Raw genomic sequence first — 18856 nt, 5'->3', positions numbered from 1 at the left:
TAGTAGTTATCAACCAACAACTAACAACTAACAACTAACAACTAACAACTAACTATTGACTATTAGTTACTTCTGAGGTATACTTCACTTGCTTTACAGTACCCAAACTTCCTAATGGTGTTGGTTGCTGGTTGTTTGTAGAAACCATGACTGCGCCAGCATTACCAGAACGAATCACTAACTCTTTTTGTGCTGTCCAAGATTTTCGTTCTCCCTTGGTTAAAGTTCCCTCGAATTCTGTTTTGCCATCTACTTGGACTCGCAGCCATGATTCATCTTGAAGTTCGATCTGGACTTCTACAGGTGAAGTTGCTTCTGCTGAAGGAGATGCTGTGGGAGTTGGGGCGATCGCTCCTCTTGAGGAAACTGTTGGTGTTGGGGTAACATTAGTCGTAGCGGTTACGTCTGTTTGTGATGCTCTGGAAGTTGGGGCGAGCGATCCCCTTGGTGTTGGGATGGGAGAAGCGGTTTGTTGTGCGACGGGGAATGTTTTTGGAGATGGATCGGAGACTACTTTTGATGAAATTTTCTTTTGGCTGAAAGATTCAGATGAACGTGGAGGATTAAGTATATAAAAAAGTCCGAAGGAGGCCGCAACTAAAAGCAAAATATATGGTACTGCTAGGGGTATGTATATATTTGATTTTTTATCTAACTCCCCATCGTCTTGGCTGGGTTCTGGGGGAGGAGAACAAATACTAGCAAAGTCTTGTGCTATGGATGTTCCATCCAATCCTATAGCATCACCGTAATGGCGGACAAACCCTTGAACATACACAGGCTCGGGTAATTCTTCAAATCTTCCCTCTTCTAGGGCTTGTAAGAAAACAGGACGAATCCGCGTATAAGCTGCTAGTTCATCTATACGTATCGATCTTTCCTCTCTTACTTGCCGTAGATGTGCAACCACTTCCTTGAGTTGCTCCTCTTGAGCCTTGCTTGACAGCTTCACCGTCTTCTCCTCTTTTTTGCTAATCTTAAAGCATTAATTAACCAATCCACTGAAAGAGTTATACAAATTTGTACTATTTACTAATATTATAATAAATCATTTTTTCATAATTGATTCATAATTTTATTGAGATAAAGCTATTGTGTTTGACTGGTCATATTGTTTTTATAAATACTTCCATGAGAATAAATAAGCTGCAACAACCAATACACTTGCTGTTCGTATTGACAATCGTTGTTATAGTTATAGCCTACTGCGCTGTCTGTATATTGCTTTTTCTGCAGCAATCTCGGTTTATCTTTTTTCCCTCTTCCATTATTGAAACAACACCAGAGGTTTTCAATCTCAATTATGAAGAAGTCTGGTTACCTGTCAGGGATTCATCTAGCAAAGTGCAACGCATCCACGGTTGGTGGCTACCTTCTAGCCAACCTGATGACAAAGTGCTGCTATATTTCCATGGCAATAGTCTCAACATTGGAGCAAACGTCTTTCGAGCACATCAGTTTCATCAACTGGGGTTTTCAGTATTCCTATTTGATTATCGCGGTTACGGTCGCAGCGAAGGGAGCTTTCCCAGTGAGGTACAGATTTATCAAGATGCAGCGACAGCTTGGGAGTATTTAGTCAGCCAGCGCAAAATTTCACCCAACAAAATTTTTCTGTACGGACATTCCTTAGGGGGTGCTGTAGCGATCGATCTAGCTGTCAAGCACCCAGAAGCTGCAGGCTTGATTGTAGAAGGCTCTTTTACCTCCATTCGCAAGATGATCGCACATCGGAACAATTTTTGGATGCTTCCAGTCAATTTAATTCTAAAACAGCGGTTTGACTCTATCGTGAAAGTGCCAAATTTAAAAATACCAGTTTTGTTTATTCACGGCACTGCTGATGAGGTCGTTCCCCCGTTTATGAGCAAGAACCTGTATGAAGCTACTCCAGAACCGAAGAACCTAGTTCTACTTCCAGGAGGAAGACATAACGATTTGGCAGAGATTGTTCCTTCTGTCTATTATCAGGCAGTGCAGTCTTTTGTTAAACACGTCCAAGAACGTAATAGCTCGCAATTCATATTGGAATAGGGTTGTCATCAAGGATGAAGGCTAAAGGATAAAGTCTCAAAAATTTGACTTTGTCCTTCATTTAATAAGTCATATATGCCATGGATAAATCTAGGGGCTACGGTTTATCCTTCCTATTTTGTTTTTATACTCAGTAATTTTCTTAAATGTATTAAGAAAAACGCTTTCCTGCGTAATTTTACAATTAGGAGTTACTCAATTCTACCAAGCAGAAAAAATACTATCTCTTACCTAACAAGACGTTTAAATAACGGTTTCTTCTTGATTAAATGTAATTTTGACTGCATCCCCCATTCGACATAGAAAAATGATACGTATCCATCCGGAGATGATAATAAACCGTAGAAGAAATTACATAAGTGAAACTTCGCATTGCTCAACTGCCGAAAGAGGCTTCCCACAATGGCTACCACATCCCTGTACTTGTTAAAATCTCCCGGTCATCCAGCTACAGAAATTTCTCAGGATGAATTGCGATCGCTCTTAAATGAAATAGAAACCGAATTACATCAAAGTAAAGTTTACCGTCGTGCTCTCGCTATGATGCAACAGTTGCTAGGTTCATCAACCGAACAAGCCCAAGCACTGTTTCAATCTATAGGTAGAGAAGCAATTGGTTTAGCTTTTCGCCAATTTGTGCAACACTCCCAAAAGGCAGAAAACGAAAATAACCAACCAGAAAACGACCATCAAACAGACAACAATCATATAGAAATCGTAGCGACTCTTTCCGAAGAAGCAGAGGTTGTTGATTTCACACCATGCTTAACTGATGTTAGAGCACACCAAAAAGAGAGTGTTGAAACAACTATTCAAGATGATTTGCCATCAAAACCAGAGGTTGTGCAAACCTTAGAAACCCAGCCTGCAAAGAAAAAACAAAGCAGATGGTTTGGGAACAGAAAGCCCACAAAAGCTGAACTAGCGGAACAAAAAGCTCAACAACGTATAGAAAGCCTGCGTCAAGTTGGTCAAAAACTGCGGCAAGTTCGAGAGTCGCAAGGTCTTTCTCTGAACCAACTTCACGTTTACACTCACGTACCCGTTTATCAGATGGCAGCAATTGAAGAAGGTAACTGGGACGCATTGGCAGAGGATGTCTATGTTCGTGGCTTTATCCGTGTTATGGGCAATGCCTTAGGGCTTGATGGCACAAATTTGGCTGCTTCTTTGCCTATTCCAGAACCGACAAAATTGGTGTTACCAACTTCTTATCAATCTCAACTCCAATCCAGTAACTTAGGATTTGGAATCAAACCAGTGCATCTTTATGTAGGCTATGCAGCCCTTGTTGCTGGTTCCTTGGGAGGATTATCAATCATGTCTCAGCAAGCCAATGCAGATGCAACTATAGAAACAGGTGAAGTGCCTCCATCCTCTTCCGTCACACAGTCCTTGAAAGACGAAAAACCAATTTCCAAACCTGGACTGCAATCTAGCAGAGCGGGGATCGCTGTTGGTGCTGATATTGCCCCACCAGAAGCACTGTAGATTTTGGATTTTGGATTTTGGATTTTGGATTATTACCAACCACTAACCACTAACCATCAACCACTAACCATTCACACAATAACTCCGCCTGAAGCTCTAAAGTTCAGACGGAGTTTTACAATGTATTAAAAATCTCCTGAAGTTTTATTTTAAAAACCTTGTTAACCTCAGGACTTACGCAAAAATTGCTAGAAACCTTGATTTATCGAACCGCCAAGACGCCAAGAGCGCCAAGAATTCGTAGAGCATACGTAAGTCCTAACCCTAATATAGGAATCCTAAATGATTTATGAAAAACTTTAAGCCCACATTCCGCACTTCAAATTGAAGTACAAAAAAACTACAATCAACGTAAAAGTCAAACAATTAGGATAATTAAGAAAAGAATATTGAACCAATCCGTGGCATAAAGAAAAATTATCAATTATCAAATATTTAACTGATAAAACAGGTTATTTAAGCACTAAAAATTGGAGGAATAATTATGATTTCCTCGGAAACTGAGAAATTTTTATTCACTCTCCATATACTGCTTAAATTAAGAAAGCAAATAATATTTTTGACAAGATGATGGCAGATTATTCAAAATAAAATGACGCTCTTCTGTTAAATTAACTATTTGACTAACACCGTTTAAAATTAAAATATGAATTCCTTGAAAACATTGAAATACCCACCTTAATGTAGGACTAAAAGTTAATTTTCCTAATTGATTTTTGATTCCCATCTTGACTCTTTTTAAGCTGTTTCTTAGTTGCCTTTGACCGAGATTATAAACTAATAAACACAGAGACATTAAAAATAACATCGTCTCTATTCTTTCAGGATTTTCTACAAAAAAACTATCAACAAAAAATAATGGGTCTTTCAGAAATCTAAATCCTCGTTCACATGATTGTTGATTTTTATAATTTCTCAGAATTTCTTCTGGCTCTAACTTATTCTCGTCTACTAAATTAGTTGCTAAAATAAACCTTCCTGCTTCTTTTCTTTGGATTTCTATCTCTTCTATTTTTTCATGAATGACTCCTGATATTTTATAAATAGTCTGATTCTCTTTTGATTGACTTTCAAAAATTTGAACATCTTTAATTTCAAATAGTTTCAATTTCTTATTAATGGCTTTTAGTCTGTATCTGGCTTGCTCCGGTGTTTCAAAATCTTCTTTTTTGAATGCTTTCAACTGCTTTTCAACTTTTTCTTTTTCTTTTTTTAGCTTTTTCTCTAGCTTTTCTAAATCACTAATTTTTCTGTTTTGACTTTCTACTATTAGCCATATTTGTTTAATTCCACCATAATTTACTATTTCTTCTTTCCATTTATATCCTTCTAAGTTTAGGGCTGCTCTTTTATCTCTTTCTTCTGGACTTATCTCTTCTATTTCTACAAACTTCACTAATCCCTGTGCTTTTTTAATTGTCATCGGTACTCTACTTATCCATTTTAGATGTTCAATTAATTGGAGATTTTCTTGACTATATAATGCGCTATCGCAGACCATAATACTTTCAAAATCTATTTGCTTTTTAAACTCTACTAAAATTTTTCCAAATACGGCTTTATCCGCTTCATTACCATCTCCCGCTCTCATTAATAATGGTATATCTCCATCACTACTCGTAATTAAATCTAAAATACATTGTTTCAAATCTGGTCTATGGTCACGAGAATATCCTTTGGTTACAATTATTGGTCTTTCTCTGCTTACTTCTTCTTTTTCCTGATTTTCTCCACTTTTATATTCTCCATGTAGATGAAATGATGTCGCATCCAGATGTGAATATTTTGTATTTATCTGAAATTTTTTAATCACTGATAATCCAATTTCTATAAACAGATTATTCAATCCATATTTATATAATTTATCCATGACTCTTCCCAGTTTATCGTCATTCATATAATCTTTTTTTACCTCTGAACCCAATAATATTTCGATTCCTTTATCTTCAAAAAACTGGCTAAATAAATATAAAGGTCTTGATACAAATCCTAATCCATTGATTAAAATTGCTTTCACCAATATTCCCGCTGAAATCTTCTCTCGGGTGTCTATTCCTAATTTAGAATTTATTATTTCAACTATTCCTATTTCGTCAATCAGCCCAGCTACTATTCCTAAGTGGTCGATATTCTTAATTTTCGCATCTGAGATTGGGAACATTTTTTACCTATCAAAGATTTTTGAGTTTTTCTGATTGTCCCATTTGAAATTAATCAATGTATATTTAGTTTTATCAAAAGCTGGAAATCAATTTTCTACTTTGCTTTTGCTTTATTTCTTCATGCCAACTCAATGCCGAACTACTGAAAAAATTCGTGTATTTTTATTTACCTGCATCTGAGAAGAATTATGTGACTCTCTGTACTACATTTTGAAGTGCGGAATGTGGGTTAAAGCTTAATTGCGTGGATTGGGAACCAAATCGAGCAGCTAAATTTAACGTATACGTATAAAAAACACGGAACCAGACTATTTCCACCTTTATGTCATCTTAAAAACTTCACATTTTTATCAGTTTCTTTAAACTGACTTTATAAAGGAGCGATAAATTTTTCTAAACTTGAGAAGTAGTTTGATATGAATTTACGGTTAGTTTAACTTAATTCTAAATAATTGTTTATATCTTTAAAAAAAGTTAAGTACCCCCACGAATTTTCTTTTTTTGGATTCTTCTGACAATTAAAAAAGGAATCGTTTTAACAACCGTGTTGTCAGGAGTCAAATTAGTGCGTCCCAAAATCAGAAAAAGTTTAGCTGAATTTTTCAAAATTTGGCTTTTTGTTTGGATTTTCTTGCTTAAAGCATTTCCTAATACTGCTTATGCGGTGACTACACTCAATAAGTGCGCCGTTGACCCTGTATGCGCCGAAGCTGTAGGTTTAGAAATAGGTGCAAATGTTGCTGCTCCTACGAGTGCAGGTCTTGGTCAAGCTACAATTGCTGCTACTTCTGGGTCTACTGGCACTGCTAATGCTGTTGTCACAGCTGTTGGTAGAGTTGGTGTTGTTGTGGGTGCAGTTGGTGGTGGATATGCAATTTGGCATTATTGGAGTCAAACTAATAATGAGCAGGCTCAGAATCTAGCTAGATTCAAGTATTGTCAGTTACACCCTGATATTGTTGCTTGTGGTGGAAAAGGTCGTCCTACCTCTACTGCCTGGTTTCCAGGTACAATAACTGTTACTCAAGGATCTGATGGTAGCTATTATCTTTACGGTAAGTGGATAACTCCTGAGTGTACTCCTTCACCCTACTATAGCTCTGAATTAGGATACTTTTTTGACCCTTATATTTTAGATGTTAACTTTGCTCCCGTTTCAGGATGTATTGGTCAAATTGCTTTTGAAGGCGATCCAACATTATGGAAGAATTGGAGCCAGAATTTACGTGATGAAGCAGTTAGATTACTCGAACCTTCTGACTGGCAAAATCTTGTTAGTTCAATGCCACAAGGGGGTTTATTAGATCCTGGAGATACGCTTGATGCGAACAAAATTGTAATTCCGGGACAAGAGACAGACGACCCCAATACTCCAGAAGATGATCGACCTTTAAGGATAGTGCCAGGAATTTATACTATGCCTGGGAATCCTGATTTTGATAGAGATAGCATCCCAGACACAACTGACCCAGATGATGACAATGACGGAGTACCTGATGCTAGTGATTTAGATCCACACAATTCTAATGTTCCATCACCACCAACATCTGCAAGTGGTGGTTCTGGCTCTGGGGATTCAGGAGGTTCTGGAGATCCTGGGGATTTTGGAGATCCACAAGCTCCGGGAGAAGCAGTTACTCCTCAAGTCCTTCAAGACATTAGTGATATTGTAAATAGTTTCAAACCAAATAATAATTTGAAATGTGTTGAATGTGCTCAAAAAATCGAGGATTACTTAAAAGAGAAAAACATTCGTGGAGAACGAGTCGAACTTAATACACCAAGACTAACACCATATGATGATAACATTTATGATGATAGTCTCCCTCAAGGATCTGATGCTATTTCAGAGAATGGTCATCATCGGGGAATTGAGATTACAGTAAATGGAGAAAGAAAGGTTTTTGACAATCATCATCCTGATGGAGTTCCAACAGAACAGTGGAAGAATAATTTAGTATTCGATAGTAAGATACGTTTGGGAGCTATTTTTATTGAAGAAAGATACAGATTTTAAATTTTAGTAGAGGACTCAATATGAGGAATTTTTCAGAACTTCTTCAAGACATTAAAGATAACCCAGTTAGATACTTAGACCAACCATCAATTACTTGTCTTCATTCATTCTTAGTTGGTTATTTAAGTACTCTAAGTGATTTGGGGTTTATTCAAGAAGGCTTCGCAATGAATGGATTTCAAGAGTGGGTACAAGAAAGAGCAAATACTACAGTAACTCAGTCATGGGCAGGGATTCTTCTCTTTACTTGTGGAAGTGAGAGACTTGCTTTCGATAGTTTTTTTAAGGACTTTGAAAAATTTGCGAGCCAGAAAGGAAGATTAGAAAGTGAAAGAAATTTTGAATCAAACGTGGATAATATTAAACCACGAAGAAACTATGATATTTACGAACTTCTTGGATGGATTAAAAAGAGACCAGGTATGTACTTAGGTACTAGCTCAATTACTAGGCTTGAGATGATTTTAAGAGGATACACTCTGGCTCGAAGAGAAGTTGGTTTAGCCCCCACCGAACAGGAAAGAGAATTTGAAGGTTTTCAACCTTGGTTACAACAACGATATGGAATTAAATCAAACCAATCATGGGCTAAAATAATTCTCTTTAATTCTATGGATGAGCGTGAAGCTCTAGAAAGATTTTTTGAACTGTTCGAGGAATACTTAAATCGCAACAAGAGTTCAAACCAAGTTTCAGAGATTTGAGTGTGAGCATCAAAAGGGAGCTTATACCAAATAAAAGAATCAGCAATAATACGCGAATACAAAGCTAATTTTTCTGGTGGGGAATACCCACCTTTTTTTACGGTTAATAAGATTTTACTCAGATTAAGCTTGTCTAGATTTGCTTTTGGGCGATTGCTTTTCTATCTCAGGTTCTAGTTCGATATTTGGATTTTCTAAACTAGAACTAGGATTTGGTGAGTCGATGGTGGCAAGCAACTCCTCAATAAAATTATCCAAAGCATGAGCAATTCGTTCTTTCTTTTCTGGACCACGTGCAACTCTCCAATTCTTAACTGTACGTTCGCTCATTTTTAAAGGGTGAGAGGAATTAATGCCTGACAGGGTAAGGAAATACGGACTAAAGGATGAGATTGTGCTGCTACCGTGTAATACGTGGGAAAAGGTAGAGGGGAGTAACGGTGTATTACATGGGAAAAGAAACCGAATCAGTCCGTGTATTATATGGAAAAGGAAATCCTGATGTATTGAGACAATAAAGTCTTACACTGGCGTAGCCTCCAAGCCTTAATCTTACGTTAGCCAAAAAAACTGGATTGACAATAAAGTTTTACACCAAGTTTTTGAAAATGCTTTAATTGAAGGCTCAGCATACAAAATCCAGTCGCAAACGTACCAAACTCAGGTACGTTCCAGTGTAAAACTTTATTGTCTGGAGTAAGGGTTTATTGCCACACAACATCCCCTCATACCTCTGTCTCTGCCCACGTGCTCTAGTTGGCGTTCGCGAAGCGTGCCGGAGGCAATCGCACCGCTTACGCTTAGTCCATTCCCACTCACTTGTTTACCTCATCCCTCTGCCCACGTGCTCTAGTTGGCGTTCGCGAAGCGTGCCGGAGGCAATCGCACCGCTTACGCTTAGTTCATTCCCACTCACCGAAAATAAGGAAGGACCGAAGTTGAAAGGCCGAAGTTGGAAAGAATTTTCCGTCTGCTCTTTCTCTCTTCCTCCTTCCTAAGGTAGAAGCCCCTCAATTTATTGATGGAAAAGTAAGATTTTGTTCTTGCCATTTCAAATCCCCTCAATTTATTGATGGGGATACAACTTCGGTCTTCCCTCTTCCTTCTTACGAGCGTTAATTGTTTACCTCATCCCTCTGCCCACGTGCTCCCAATACTTCCCTATTTGGCGATCTCCCTTCTACCCCCTAAACGCTTACCCTTCAATAGCTAAGTAAACATACAGTACATACGCTCAATACTTTATACAGCAAGCTTTCTACGTTTTTAGAGCCGTCGAACTCACGTTAATACACTGTTAACCTGCTTTAGCTTTTTCCATGTATTACATGGCATTAGTACAATCAGATCCAGAATCAGGTTCTTGGAGAATGAGGCATTAATTCATCTCGCCCAACAATGCAGGAGCGAACACACACCATAAAATACATTATTTGTCAATATTGAGTGGGTTGGCTGTATAACCCTATCCAAACTTACGCCGCAGTGTACTAGATGAAAATTTCTTTAGACATACCTAAAGATGCCTTTAAGACTTGTTATTCCTCACCAGAAGAATTTGCTTCCGCTCTCCGAAAAGCAGCTGCTATTTACTGGTATCAACGTACAGAAATTTCCCAAGAAAGATCTGCCCAAATTGCCGGATTAAACCGTAAGGAATTTATGGAGGCACTAGCCCGTGAAAAAGTCGATGTCTTTGTTGTAGATTTCGACGATCTGAAACGGGAGTTAGAACTTGGTTGATAGCAAGCCCAGCAAATCTATACTCCCCGTCATTAATGCTTCACCCTTATGACCCTAAGTTGGTAAATTACCATATGTTGGTGACAACGCTCCACGAGAAATTGATACTTTGAGCCATCAGGTCAACGTTATGGCTCCTTCGTGGAATGCTGCACTACTAGCTAATTTATAATTTTTTTACTACACTAGCGTTAAGTGTAATTATCGCCCAACAATTTCAGATTTTCACGGATAGTGGCTGTACTGGGATGATCTACTCCTAAGCTAAGTTCTGCAATTGACAATGCTTTTTGTAACAGTGGTTCCGCTTCGCTGTACCGTCCTTGGTCGTCGTAGAGTAGAGCCAGGTTGTTGTAACTTTGGGGCTCTTGCGTATTTAACGTGCTAAATTCCGCAATCGAAGTAAAAAGGTTATATTTATCGTTTCAACTGATGAGTCATGCAGCATTCCACGTTAGGGCATTTATCTCGTTCACAACGTTCACAACGTAAGCTTTTCGTTCAGCAGCATCCTTGAGCGCTTCTATCTTTTTTTCAGAGACCATTTTCTGACTCCAATGAACTAATAATTTTCTCTAGATTACGCTTCACCTTTTCATTCATCTCGATTTGGCGTTCCCAACCGTGATCTTTAGCTTTTTTAATAACTTTATTGGTGTTTTCTAATTCTTGTTTGTGAACTGACAAGAATTCGGTTGTTGTCCGAAAGTGCCCACAAGTTAAACAATAGATAATTGCTGTAAATAGTCGTGCCTCCACGAAACTTCGCTTTGCCGTACCATTATTATTCTACTACAATGAAGATCCGCTTTTTATTTTGGTTCTCCCTAACCCCACCTAAAATGTAGATATTTCCAAGTATTTTTGGGTGGGGACTGCGGGAAATCATTTCCGTTCAATTTTGATTTGACGATCGCGTACTGCAGTAAATAAAATTGATTTATCATATCGGTCACAAGAAATATTTTCTGAAGCTTTACAAAACTTCAAATATTAGTATTTTCACTGATATTCAATTTCTAGCGATCGCAAATTGAGTTCTATGACCCCCTTTACAATCCAGTCCGCGTAGGCGGACTTGGTTTGTATAGCCGCGATTTCCAATCGCCGAGGCTAAGAAAGATTATAAAAACAGCAAATTATGAAAATCAAAAAAATCTCTCATCTATCAGCCATAGGATTCTCTGTTTGTGTTTTTGCTACTTCTACTATTAGCATTTTTGCCAACATATCCGTTGTTCAAGCACAGAAGACAGCTAAATTACCTCAAATTGCCACTGTTACAAACATCACAAACGGAGATATTTCCTGCTACGTTGATTTAATAGATAGCAAAAGGAAAAAATACCAAGGACTATATGCATCTTATGACATTTGTGAAAAGGAAAAAACTTTTTTAAATAAGAAAGTGCGTTTATTTTACGGACTAGAAAAAGTCAATGATTGTCAGAGTGCTGAACCTTGCGGTAAAAGTAAGACAGTTACCTCAATCAAGAGAATGCAGATTGTTCGTTAAAATATCTGCAAAATCAAAACCAATTTCCTACGAGAATAAAGGATGCCCAATGATAAGGGCGGTTATAATCTGTGCTAGAAAACTCTTTTAAGAAAGCACGTTGGGCATTTCGTAATGCTTCTGCTTTTGTTACTTGAGGATTCTTCAATTCTTGGTAGAATTTAATCATAAATTGAGCAGTTGAGGCATCGTTGACTTGCCACAAGCTAGCTAGTGTACTGCGTGCGCCTGCTTTGATTGCTACTCCTGCTAGTCCCAAAGCTGCTCGATTGTCTCCTGTTGCAGTTTCGCAAGCACTAAGAATAAGTAATTCAATGGGTTTGGAACTTCTTTGATAATCTAAATTCAGTAAGCTATCAAAATCCTTAACTTTGATACGTTTTTGCCAATCTAAAATAAAAGTTTGCTCTGGGTTAGAACTGAATTTACCGTGAGTTGCTAGGTGAACGATATTATAGGGATTGGAATTAATTTGTTTTTGGATGTTTTGCTGGAGAAATGTTTGATTTTCCAACATTTGTGTACGCTGAACGTTTTTCTTGACTCCCTCCAGTTCTACCGCTACGTTATTGATGGCTCCTAAACCTTCCTTTTCAAAACTGGGAGCATCTATAGCACCACCTACTAAGACACGTAGCGATTCTCTCAAAAGTGGTTTGGGTTCGAGAAGTTGCAAGCCAGAGGTGACACTCACAGCATATCTTTCTATGAGGTATCTTGTTCCATTGTGGAGAACTGCCATTGGTAAATTACGCAATGAACCGTCTAGAACAAATACTAAATTTTTTATCTGACTTTCCTCTCGATTTTTAGTATTTTCTAATTCAGCTTCAAAAGGTTTTATCAACCAATCATAAATTTGTTGAGCTTCTTTTTTGATCTGATTGGGGCTGGTGCTGCGTCTTTTTAAAGATTGTCGCAGTCGTTTAACAGCTTCGTCTACTTGAGTGTCAGAAACATTTTGATTTCCATAATGACGTAAGTTATCAGTGCCTGGTAATTTGATAACAACTTCTAAACGGTCTGGTAGAATAATCGGATAGATAACGGCTGCATGAGGATCTAAATCATCAATTTTGACTTTTTCTGGTTTGGCACAAGCATCTCCAAAAAAGTTATCTAGTTCTGCTAACTGGAGCGCTTCCATCACGTCACGGGCTTGAATCAAGCGATCGCGATTGGGGTTCAGATCTCGCAAAAGTAAATCCACTAACTGGCGATATACTGGTTCTACAGTTTCTCGGAAAGAAAACTGCACTTCGGGATTGAGAACGACTAAATCGCCCCGTAAATTATTCAGAGTATTAAATGCTTGAGTGTAGTAACTCACTGCTTTGGTGTCAGTATTTTTGTTGTGATGTGTTTTTTCGGCTTGCATTTGAAGCAACCGCCCCATTTGCCATTGCCAGCGATAGGCAATATCAGGTGCATTTATCGCTTGAGCAATAACTAAAGCCGAGCGAGTAAATTCTATCGCCTTTGCCCAGTCTGAAGTTTTTTCATATACTTCACCAAGCGTTCCCAAAGCATAGGATTCTGCTCTTTTGTCTGTTAAATTTCTTGCTTGCTCAATGGCAATATTTAGTATTTGAGTTATGTTTTCTTTTCTGTCTAATGACCATTTGATTAAATTTTGAGCAAAATTTACACGAGCATATATGGAAGCTCGACTCTTCGGTAATTTCTCTAAGGAAATCCTAATTTGTGGCAGCAAAACTGGAAGAGAGGAATATTGCCGATTTTCAAGCAAGACAGAAAGTTGATTGAGATTTGCTTGAATTTTTGTCTGCGGTGAGATGGCAATATTAGCTGCTTGTTGATAAGAATTTAAAGCTTTTTGAGTATAATTTTGAGCATTTTTTAAGTTTTTCGAGACTTTTGCATTTCTGGCTAATGCGCTCTCAGTATTGCCCAAACTCAGTAAAACTTTACTTTGAACTTCAGGCGATCGCATTTTTTGAGCCACTTCTAGTCCCATCTTTAAAATTTTCTGAGATTGTTCCAAATCTCTCCCCTGTCTGCGAATCTGACCGATATTTAGTAAACCAGCAACTTTAAAAGAGGGATCGGGTTCTTTATAAATTTCTTGTTCTATCTGAGTGATAATTTTATCAGCACGACGGTAAAGCCCTAAAACTTGTAGTGCTAAAGTTTGATTGATTTTACTCCCAATAATTCCTGTGCGATCGCGAATTTGACTATAAAGTTTCTCTGTATTTTGCCAAGTTTCCAAAGCAGTTTCAGCATTACCCTTAACAAATTGTAAATGTGCTTGAGCATTCAAAACTAAAGCACGAATTTGAGTTATATCTTTATTATCAGGTAAGTCTTTTAATAAAAATAAACTAGTAGAAATAGCTTGTTCTGCTTCTTGGAATTGACCTAACTTCTGTTGAGCTAAAGAAAGAAAACTGAGTGTTTGAGCTTGGTTGAGGGTTTCTCCTCTGGCGGCGTATATTTTTGCCGCCTGTTGTAACGTTTGTATTGCCTCAGCAAATAGTCCTTCATCATAACTTTTTTTACCTGCTTGTAATAACGCGATCGCGGATTGCTGAATCACAACAGGTTGCTGTGCAGTGGCAGAAAATAATGTTGGGATATTGAAGCTGAGTATAAAGCTGAGAGTCGCAACCAAGATAATTTTACGCAAGAAAGGTGCCAGCGAATAGAATTCGCGGCTATACAAATTAAGTCCGCCTACGCGGACTCTTGAAAAATTAAGGTTTTGAAACCCACGTAGGTGGGTTTTGCTTGTATAGCTGCGAATTCCATTCGCTAAAACTAGAATGGATTGAATCCGTTTGCATTTCATAAGTTTGCCCTCAACCGTAGGCAATCCAAAGGAGATAACCAAGTTCCTTGAGGTGTCACCACAGTAGGCTCAGCCGTAAGAATTACCGTACCATTTGCACTTCTAACCCAACCTTGGGCTTCAACAATGTTTGTAGATTCTTTTCCTTCTTGTCCATCGTTTCTTGCACTCCCTGTTTTATCAGATAAAGCTTGTTGCTGAACCATCCGCCAATCTTCCCAACTAGCATCCGGATTGAGGGCTTCATAAGGAGAGGGAGGCAAACCTCCACGACCCGTTACAGTAAATTCACTACCTTGATTAGCTGCAACACAAAGATTCTGGTTAATTAATCCTGTCACATCAACGATCTCTACTGGTAGTTGAACTAAGGCTTGTGTTGGATCTGTATCAGGTGTGTTGGTAATAACTTGACCGCTAAAGGAAGGGTTTTCTTGAGAAATCGCTGTAATGTCATTACTAGATAGTCTACTGGAGTCCAAGTCTCGCGATCGCTCAGCATTTAATAACGTCTGCAATTCTTGTCGGCTGAGTGGCTGTAGTCCAAAAATAACTTGGGCTGTAATTTGAACTTTTCCACCGCTGCCAATAAAAGCATTAGCGGTAATGTCACTATTCTCATTTAGGGCAGCAACAATGAATAGAGTTTCGATAGTAATGTTACCACCATCACCACCAGCTTGTGCTGAACCCGCCGTGGTGGATATTTGACTGTTTCGGCGTAAAAGCAAGAGATCTTGCAATCGTAGTATAATGTTACCTCCTTGACCTGAAGCAGTCGTTGCAGTAATTTGTCCAAAGTTGTCCACACGAACAAACTGTGCTGTCACTTCTAAAGCACCTGCACCTCGAGCGGTATTGTCTTCACTTCTACTGCTTACAGTAATTGCTGCACCATCTCTCACAGTCAAGTTTCCTGTTCTAATTGTGAGATTTCCGCCACGCCCTGTAGCGGGTGCTGATTCGCCCTGTCGGTTCACTTCTCTCAAATCTCTGCCAACTTCAGCGACTATTCGACTGCGAATTTGACCGTTTGTATTAAATAATTCTATTGAATCTAGAGCATTGATTTCTACACTCCCGCCATTCCCCGCACCAAAGGTCGAGGCTGAAAGTTCCGCTCCATCCCGAATCGTCAAACTCTTGGTATTGATAACTAACTTTCCCGCGTCTCCAGAATTTGTTGTTTGTACGGATAATCCACTAGAACGCAGCCCTCCCATGGCGTTGAAAATCCCAATCAATTCCACAGAATCAGAGGCATTGACAGTGATATTTCCTCCCCGTCCTTGACCCGCGTTGCTCGCTGATATTCGTCCTCCTGGTCGAACAATCAGTTGTCTGGTGTTTATTGTCAGTTCTCCAGGAATGTCCCCTACTTCTCGGTTGTCAACAGATAGGGAACTGGGAAATCGTCGGTTATCTCCAAGATTGTCTGCAGTTGTCCCGCTCAGTTCCACCACATCGGAAGCAGTGACTATCAACTTTCCGCCAAAACCCTTTTCTAAGCGAGTCGCTTCAATTTGGGAACCATCTTGAAGTATCACTCGTTTACCTCTGATTTGAATTTCACCACCACCCTCGCCACTCGCATCCACTGCTGTCGCTTTAGACAGTTGAATATCTCCAAAATTAGTAATACCTTCGTAACCTAGAGAAAAACCTTTCTCCACAGCAGTTAAACTGACATAACCAGCGCCCGCAACGCTACCTAACTCAATTCGTCCGCCTGCAGTTTTCAATGTTCCACCTTCAAAGGTGATATCTCCACCCACGAAAGCCAGGGTTTGGTTGGGCTGTACGCGTAAAGCATTATTTGTATCAATTACGGGATTTTCCTGTCTTCTTAAACCCCGACCATTCCCCCGAACTATAATTCCTTGGGAATTACTTGTAAATTGCAAACCAATTGGAACGCTGATGGTTAGTAAGGAAGAGTCTTGGGAAGGTGTTGCACTAAATTGCGTATTATCGGCAAAGTTCAGACTACGAGCGGTACTTGCAATAAACGATCCTCTGATATCCAATCTGGCATTTTGACCAAAAATAATGCCGTTGGGATTGATGAAAAATAAATTGGCATTGCCATTGACACCTAATGTTCCTAAAAGATTTGAGGGGTTAGTTCCCGTGACTCGGCTAATGATGTTTGTAATTCCGGCGGGATTGTTGAAATAAACTCTTTGCCCTTCGTTAATATTAAATTCTCGAAAACTATGAAAAAGATTGCTCCCTCGTGTTGCTCCACCCTGTATGCGATCGCCTCTCACACCTTGTCTAATTTCAATATTTCGCACGAGTGATGAACCTTCTGTCCCTAAAGTATCATCTGGATTAATCTGAGCCAATACACAGTTTCCAGATAAAAAATTGACAAAACATCCTGTTAATGCATATTGAAAAGCGATCGCAACTTTCCGCATAGATTTGTAAATATGAAGTTATCTATTGTTATTTAAATTTCGATTTTATGTATTCAAATCCAGGCTCTAGAACTTTTTTCCACGCATTACTGATTAAGTCTTTATGAATTTCTTCAGTGCATTTATCGTCATATTCAGTTACGTTCTCTATTAGAGCATTTTTAAAAGAATCAAATAATTCTTTGGAAACATTAATATTATTGTGAGCTTCTACAATAGATTCTAAAAAATTCATTTTTTCATCGATTGGAAATATATTTTCAGAGTTAAAAATTTTCTCCTCTTCATAGTACCATAATAATACTAATATAGTTCTTTCTACTATTTTATAATGCTTTTCTCGAAATTTTTCACCCAAATTATTAAAATGCTGAAATTTTTCATCCACTCGAGGATCGGATCTGAATTTGTCGTAAAAACTTTCAAAAAAGCTTGTTTCACCCTTATTGGCGCTAGGATCGTCATTACTTTTACTAGAGTCATTATTATTTTTTTTTAACTTCTTATTTCTCAGACATCTAATAAAGCTTTCTTTAACTAGTCTTATAGTTTTAATGGTGTCTTGAAAACGACTATATGTTTCGATGATTTCTAATGCTTCTTCTAAATTAGAAAAACGCTTACTTGGATCTAATTCAGTCATTTTCAAGATAATATCTTTAATTTCTCCTGGAAATTCTGGATCGACATCATTGTTATCAAAAGATATTTTTTGGAAGGCTTCACCTTGAGTAATTCCAGCTTTCAATAATATCCATTTGGAATCATCGTCAATATTACCGATATTCTTTATAGAAGGTGGGATTTTCCTAGTAATAAGTTCATATGCTAAAAGCCCAAGCATATACTGGTCAGCTTGTTTAGTTACACCATGGGAACTAAATTTATCAGGCAGTAGATATGCTAATTCTTCTCTCAATCTTTCCTTATCTTTATTCCATAATCGGTCAAGTTCTGAAAAAATTTCTTTTTTCTCTAAGTGTACGCATAAATTGAAAGCTGAGATAAAAGATTCTTTCTTATTATATATCATAATCTTTGATGGCTTAATATTTAAATAATAAGGGCTTACAGCTTTTTGTCTAGCTTTAATCATTGCATGACCAATGTCTAAGATAATATCTAAAACATTTTTAAATGAGAGCTTAATATTTTCTTCAAAATATGTTCTTAAACTTTCTCCTCCTTCAATGTACTGCATTACGTAGTAAGGTTCTGTAGAGATATTGTAATCATAAATTATGATAAAATTAGGGAGAGTTGAAATTTCAAATGCGGTTTCAATACTTTTGGCAAACTTGTCTTTTAGACCCGCATTATGAAACTTTTTGAGAACTACCTTTTTACTTAATTCTTTATTTATAGCTAGAGAAACTGTTGTATAAATACCCTCACCAAGCGACCATTTTTCTTCATATTTTTCTTGCCAGCAATCTTTAGATAAGATATTATCTAAAGACAATGTGTTATTTGATGATGAACAAAGTATTGTTCTGGCAATCTCATTTAGCTTTGAGTTTCTGGGTTTCGACAGAAGTGCAGCACAAATTAAGTCTTGAATCCAGCCCTCTGCGTTTGCGCTCTTTATTAAATCGAAGACGATTGTTCCTAAAGATGCATCTCCTTCAACAAGGGTGTCTAAATTTTTATTTAATTTAAAACTTAACATCTGCTCTAGTGATGACTTATCAGGAAAGGCATCAAGCAAAGCACCTTGTAGTTGTTCTATCTGTTGACCGGATAAACTCATAATAGAATATTGCAGGCTACTAATGCGGGTATTCCGCGACGCTGTAAGAAACAGTATCCAAACAAATCTACAATTAGACCAGATATGATTCCAGACAAAATAAGTAGGTCAGCACAATTAGGAACTTCCAAATAAAAAAATATTCAACTTTCTCTTGTGGTGCGGGCGTCCTCGCCCGTCCTATACTAGTGGCGGGCGAGGACG

The 18856-nt window shown here is 38.1% G+C and carries 14 protein-coding genes; 6 read left to right on the top strand and 8 right to left on the bottom strand.

Going from position 1 to position 18856, the window contains the following annotated elements; genetic code table 11:
- Positions 1–52: 52 nt before the first annotated feature.
- On the bottom strand, positions 53–952 hold the full coding sequence (locus tag WA1_RS08245; RefSeq protein ID WP_017745546.1) for a helix-turn-helix domain-containing protein: 900 nt from the start codon (positions 950–952) through the stop codon (positions 53–55).
- Positions 953–1131: 179 nt separating this feature from the next.
- Here WA1_RS08245 and WA1_RS08240 point away from each other — a divergent pair, with 179 nt between their 5' ends.
- Together WA1_RS08240 and WA1_RS08235 are read left to right on the top strand one after the other, a co-directional pair.
- Positions 1132–2034: an alpha/beta hydrolase gene (locus WA1_RS08240; protein WP_017745547.1), complete on the top strand. Its 903-nt coding sequence runs from the start codon at positions 1132–1134 to the stop codon at positions 2032–2034.
- Between the two features lie 402 nt (positions 2035–2436).
- Positions 2437–3525: a helix-turn-helix domain-containing protein gene (locus WA1_RS08235; protein ID WP_017745548.1), complete on the top strand. Its 1089-nt coding sequence runs from the start codon at positions 2437–2439 to the stop codon at positions 3523–3525.
- A gap of 538 nt (positions 3526–4063) precedes the next feature.
- Here the strand turns inward: WA1_RS08235 and WA1_RS08230 are convergent.
- Complete coding sequence (locus tag WA1_RS08230) at positions 4064–5686, bottom strand: IS1634 family transposase (RefSeq protein ID WP_017750193.1); 1623 nt, start codon at positions 5684–5686, stop codon at positions 4064–4066.
- A 566-nt stretch (positions 5687–6252) separates the two neighbouring features.
- Here WA1_RS08230 and WA1_RS52455 point away from each other — a divergent pair.
- Positions 6253–7704 carry a papain fold toxin domain-containing protein gene (locus WA1_RS52455; protein WP_148662654.1) on the top strand — a complete coding sequence of 484 codons (1452 nt, stop codon included), beginning with the start codon at positions 6253–6255 and terminating at the stop codon, positions 7702–7704.
- A gap of 20 nt (positions 7705–7724) precedes the next feature.
- Entirely contained in the window at positions 7725–8408 is a 684-nt protein-coding gene (locus tag WA1_RS08220; protein WP_017748996.1) for a hypothetical protein, read from the top strand.
- Between the two features lie 123 nt (positions 8409–8531).
- On the opposite strand, the gene WA1_RS08215 is transcribed toward WA1_RS08220, so the two are convergent.
- Positions 8532–8738: a hypothetical protein gene (locus tag WA1_RS08215; protein ID WP_017748997.1), complete on the bottom strand. Its 207-nt coding sequence runs from the start codon at positions 8736–8738 to the stop codon at positions 8532–8534.
- 1164 nt (positions 8739–9902) lie between these two features.
- Between WA1_RS08215 and WA1_RS08210 the strand changes: the two genes are divergently transcribed.
- A complete protein-coding gene (locus WA1_RS08210) occupies positions 9903–10151 on the top strand; it encodes a UPF0175 family protein (RefSeq protein WP_017748998.1) in 249 nt (82 codons plus the stop codon).
- Positions 10152–10342: 191 nt separating this feature from the next.
- Here the strand turns inward: WA1_RS08210 and WA1_RS52450 are convergent, their stop codons facing one another.
- Together WA1_RS52450 and WA1_RS58580 are read right to left on the bottom strand one after the other, a co-directional pair.
- Positions 10343–10549 carry a tetratricopeptide repeat protein gene (locus tag WA1_RS52450; protein ID WP_081402860.1) on the bottom strand — a complete coding sequence of 69 codons (207 nt, stop codon included), beginning with the start codon at positions 10547–10549 and terminating at the stop codon, positions 10343–10345.
- Positions 10550–10685: 136 nt separating this feature from the next.
- Positions 10686–10838: a hypothetical protein gene (locus tag WA1_RS58580; RefSeq protein ID WP_201789078.1), complete on the bottom strand. Its 153-nt coding sequence runs from the start codon at positions 10836–10838 to the stop codon at positions 10686–10688.
- Positions 10839–11292: 454 nt separating this feature from the next.
- Between WA1_RS58580 and WA1_RS08200 the strand changes: the two genes are divergently transcribed.
- Positions 11293–11667 (top strand): hypothetical protein, encoded by a 375-nt coding sequence (locus tag WA1_RS08200; RefSeq protein WP_017749001.1) that lies wholly within the window; start codon positions 11293–11295, stop codon positions 11665–11667.
- A 13-nt stretch (positions 11668–11680) separates the two neighbouring features.
- Here the strand turns inward: WA1_RS08200 and WA1_RS08195 are convergent, their stop codons facing one another.
- Genes WA1_RS08195 through WA1_RS08185 form a run of 3 tightly spaced genes read right to left on the bottom strand, consistent with a single transcriptional unit; the run spans position 11681 to position 18652 of the window.
- Positions 11681–14479, bottom strand: a complete 2799-nt coding sequence (locus WA1_RS08195; RefSeq protein WP_017749002.1) for a CHAT domain-containing protein — start codon at positions 14477–14479, stop codon at positions 11681–11683.
- Positions 14476–16902, bottom strand: a complete 2427-nt coding sequence (locus WA1_RS08190) for a two-partner secretion domain-containing protein (protein ID WP_017749003.1) — start codon at positions 16900–16902, stop codon at positions 14476–14478. The genes WA1_RS08195 and WA1_RS08190 overlap by 4 nt, the downstream gene beginning before the upstream one ends.
- 28 nt (positions 16903–16930) lie before the next feature.
- A complete protein-coding gene (locus WA1_RS08185; RefSeq protein WP_017749004.1) occupies positions 16931–18652 on the bottom strand; it encodes an effector-associated domain EAD1-containing protein in 1722 nt (573 codons plus the stop codon).
- Positions 18653–18856: the final 204 nt, after the last annotated feature.

It is taken from the genome of Scytonema hofmannii PCC 7110 (assembly GCF_000346485.2).
Classification (GTDB): domain Bacteria; phylum Cyanobacteriota; class Cyanobacteriia; order Cyanobacteriales; family Nostocaceae; genus Scytonema; species Scytonema hofmannii.
This window is presented reverse-complemented; position numbering and strand designations above follow the sequence as displayed.

Coding starts and splice junctions, on each gene's coding strand:
- WA1_RS08200 (WP_017749001.1), top strand. CDS start 11,293: ATGAAAATCAAAAAAATCTCTCATCTATCAGCCATAGGATTCTCTGTT.
- WA1_RS08195 (WP_017749002.1), bottom strand. CDS start 14,479: ATGAAATGCAAACGGATTCAATCCATTCTAGTTTTAGCGAATGGAATT.
- WA1_RS08235 (WP_017745548.1), top strand. CDS start 2,437: ATGGCTACCACATCCCTGTACTTGTTAAAATCTCCCGGTCATCCAGCT.
- WA1_RS08190 (WP_017749003.1), bottom strand. CDS start 16,902: ATGCGGAAAGTTGCGATCGCTTTTCAATATGCATTAACAGGATGTTTT.
- WA1_RS08185 (WP_017749004.1), bottom strand. CDS start 18,652: ATGAGTTTATCCGGTCAACAGATAGAACAACTACAAGGTGCTTTGCTT.
- WA1_RS08220 (WP_017748996.1), top strand. CDS start 7,725: ATGAGGAATTTTTCAGAACTTCTTCAAGACATTAAAGATAACCCAGTT.
- WA1_RS08210 (WP_017748998.1), top strand. CDS start 9,903: ATGAAAATTTCTTTAGACATACCTAAAGATGCCTTTAAGACTTGTTAT.
- WA1_RS08215 (WP_017748997.1), bottom strand. CDS start 8,738: ATGAGCGAACGTACAGTTAAGAATTGGAGAGTTGCACGTGGTCCAGAA.
- WA1_RS08240 (WP_017745547.1), top strand. CDS start 1,132: ATGAGAATAAATAAGCTGCAACAACCAATACACTTGCTGTTCGTATTG.
- WA1_RS08230 (WP_017750193.1), bottom strand. CDS start 5,686: ATGTTCCCAATCTCAGATGCGAAAATTAAGAATATCGACCACTTAGGA.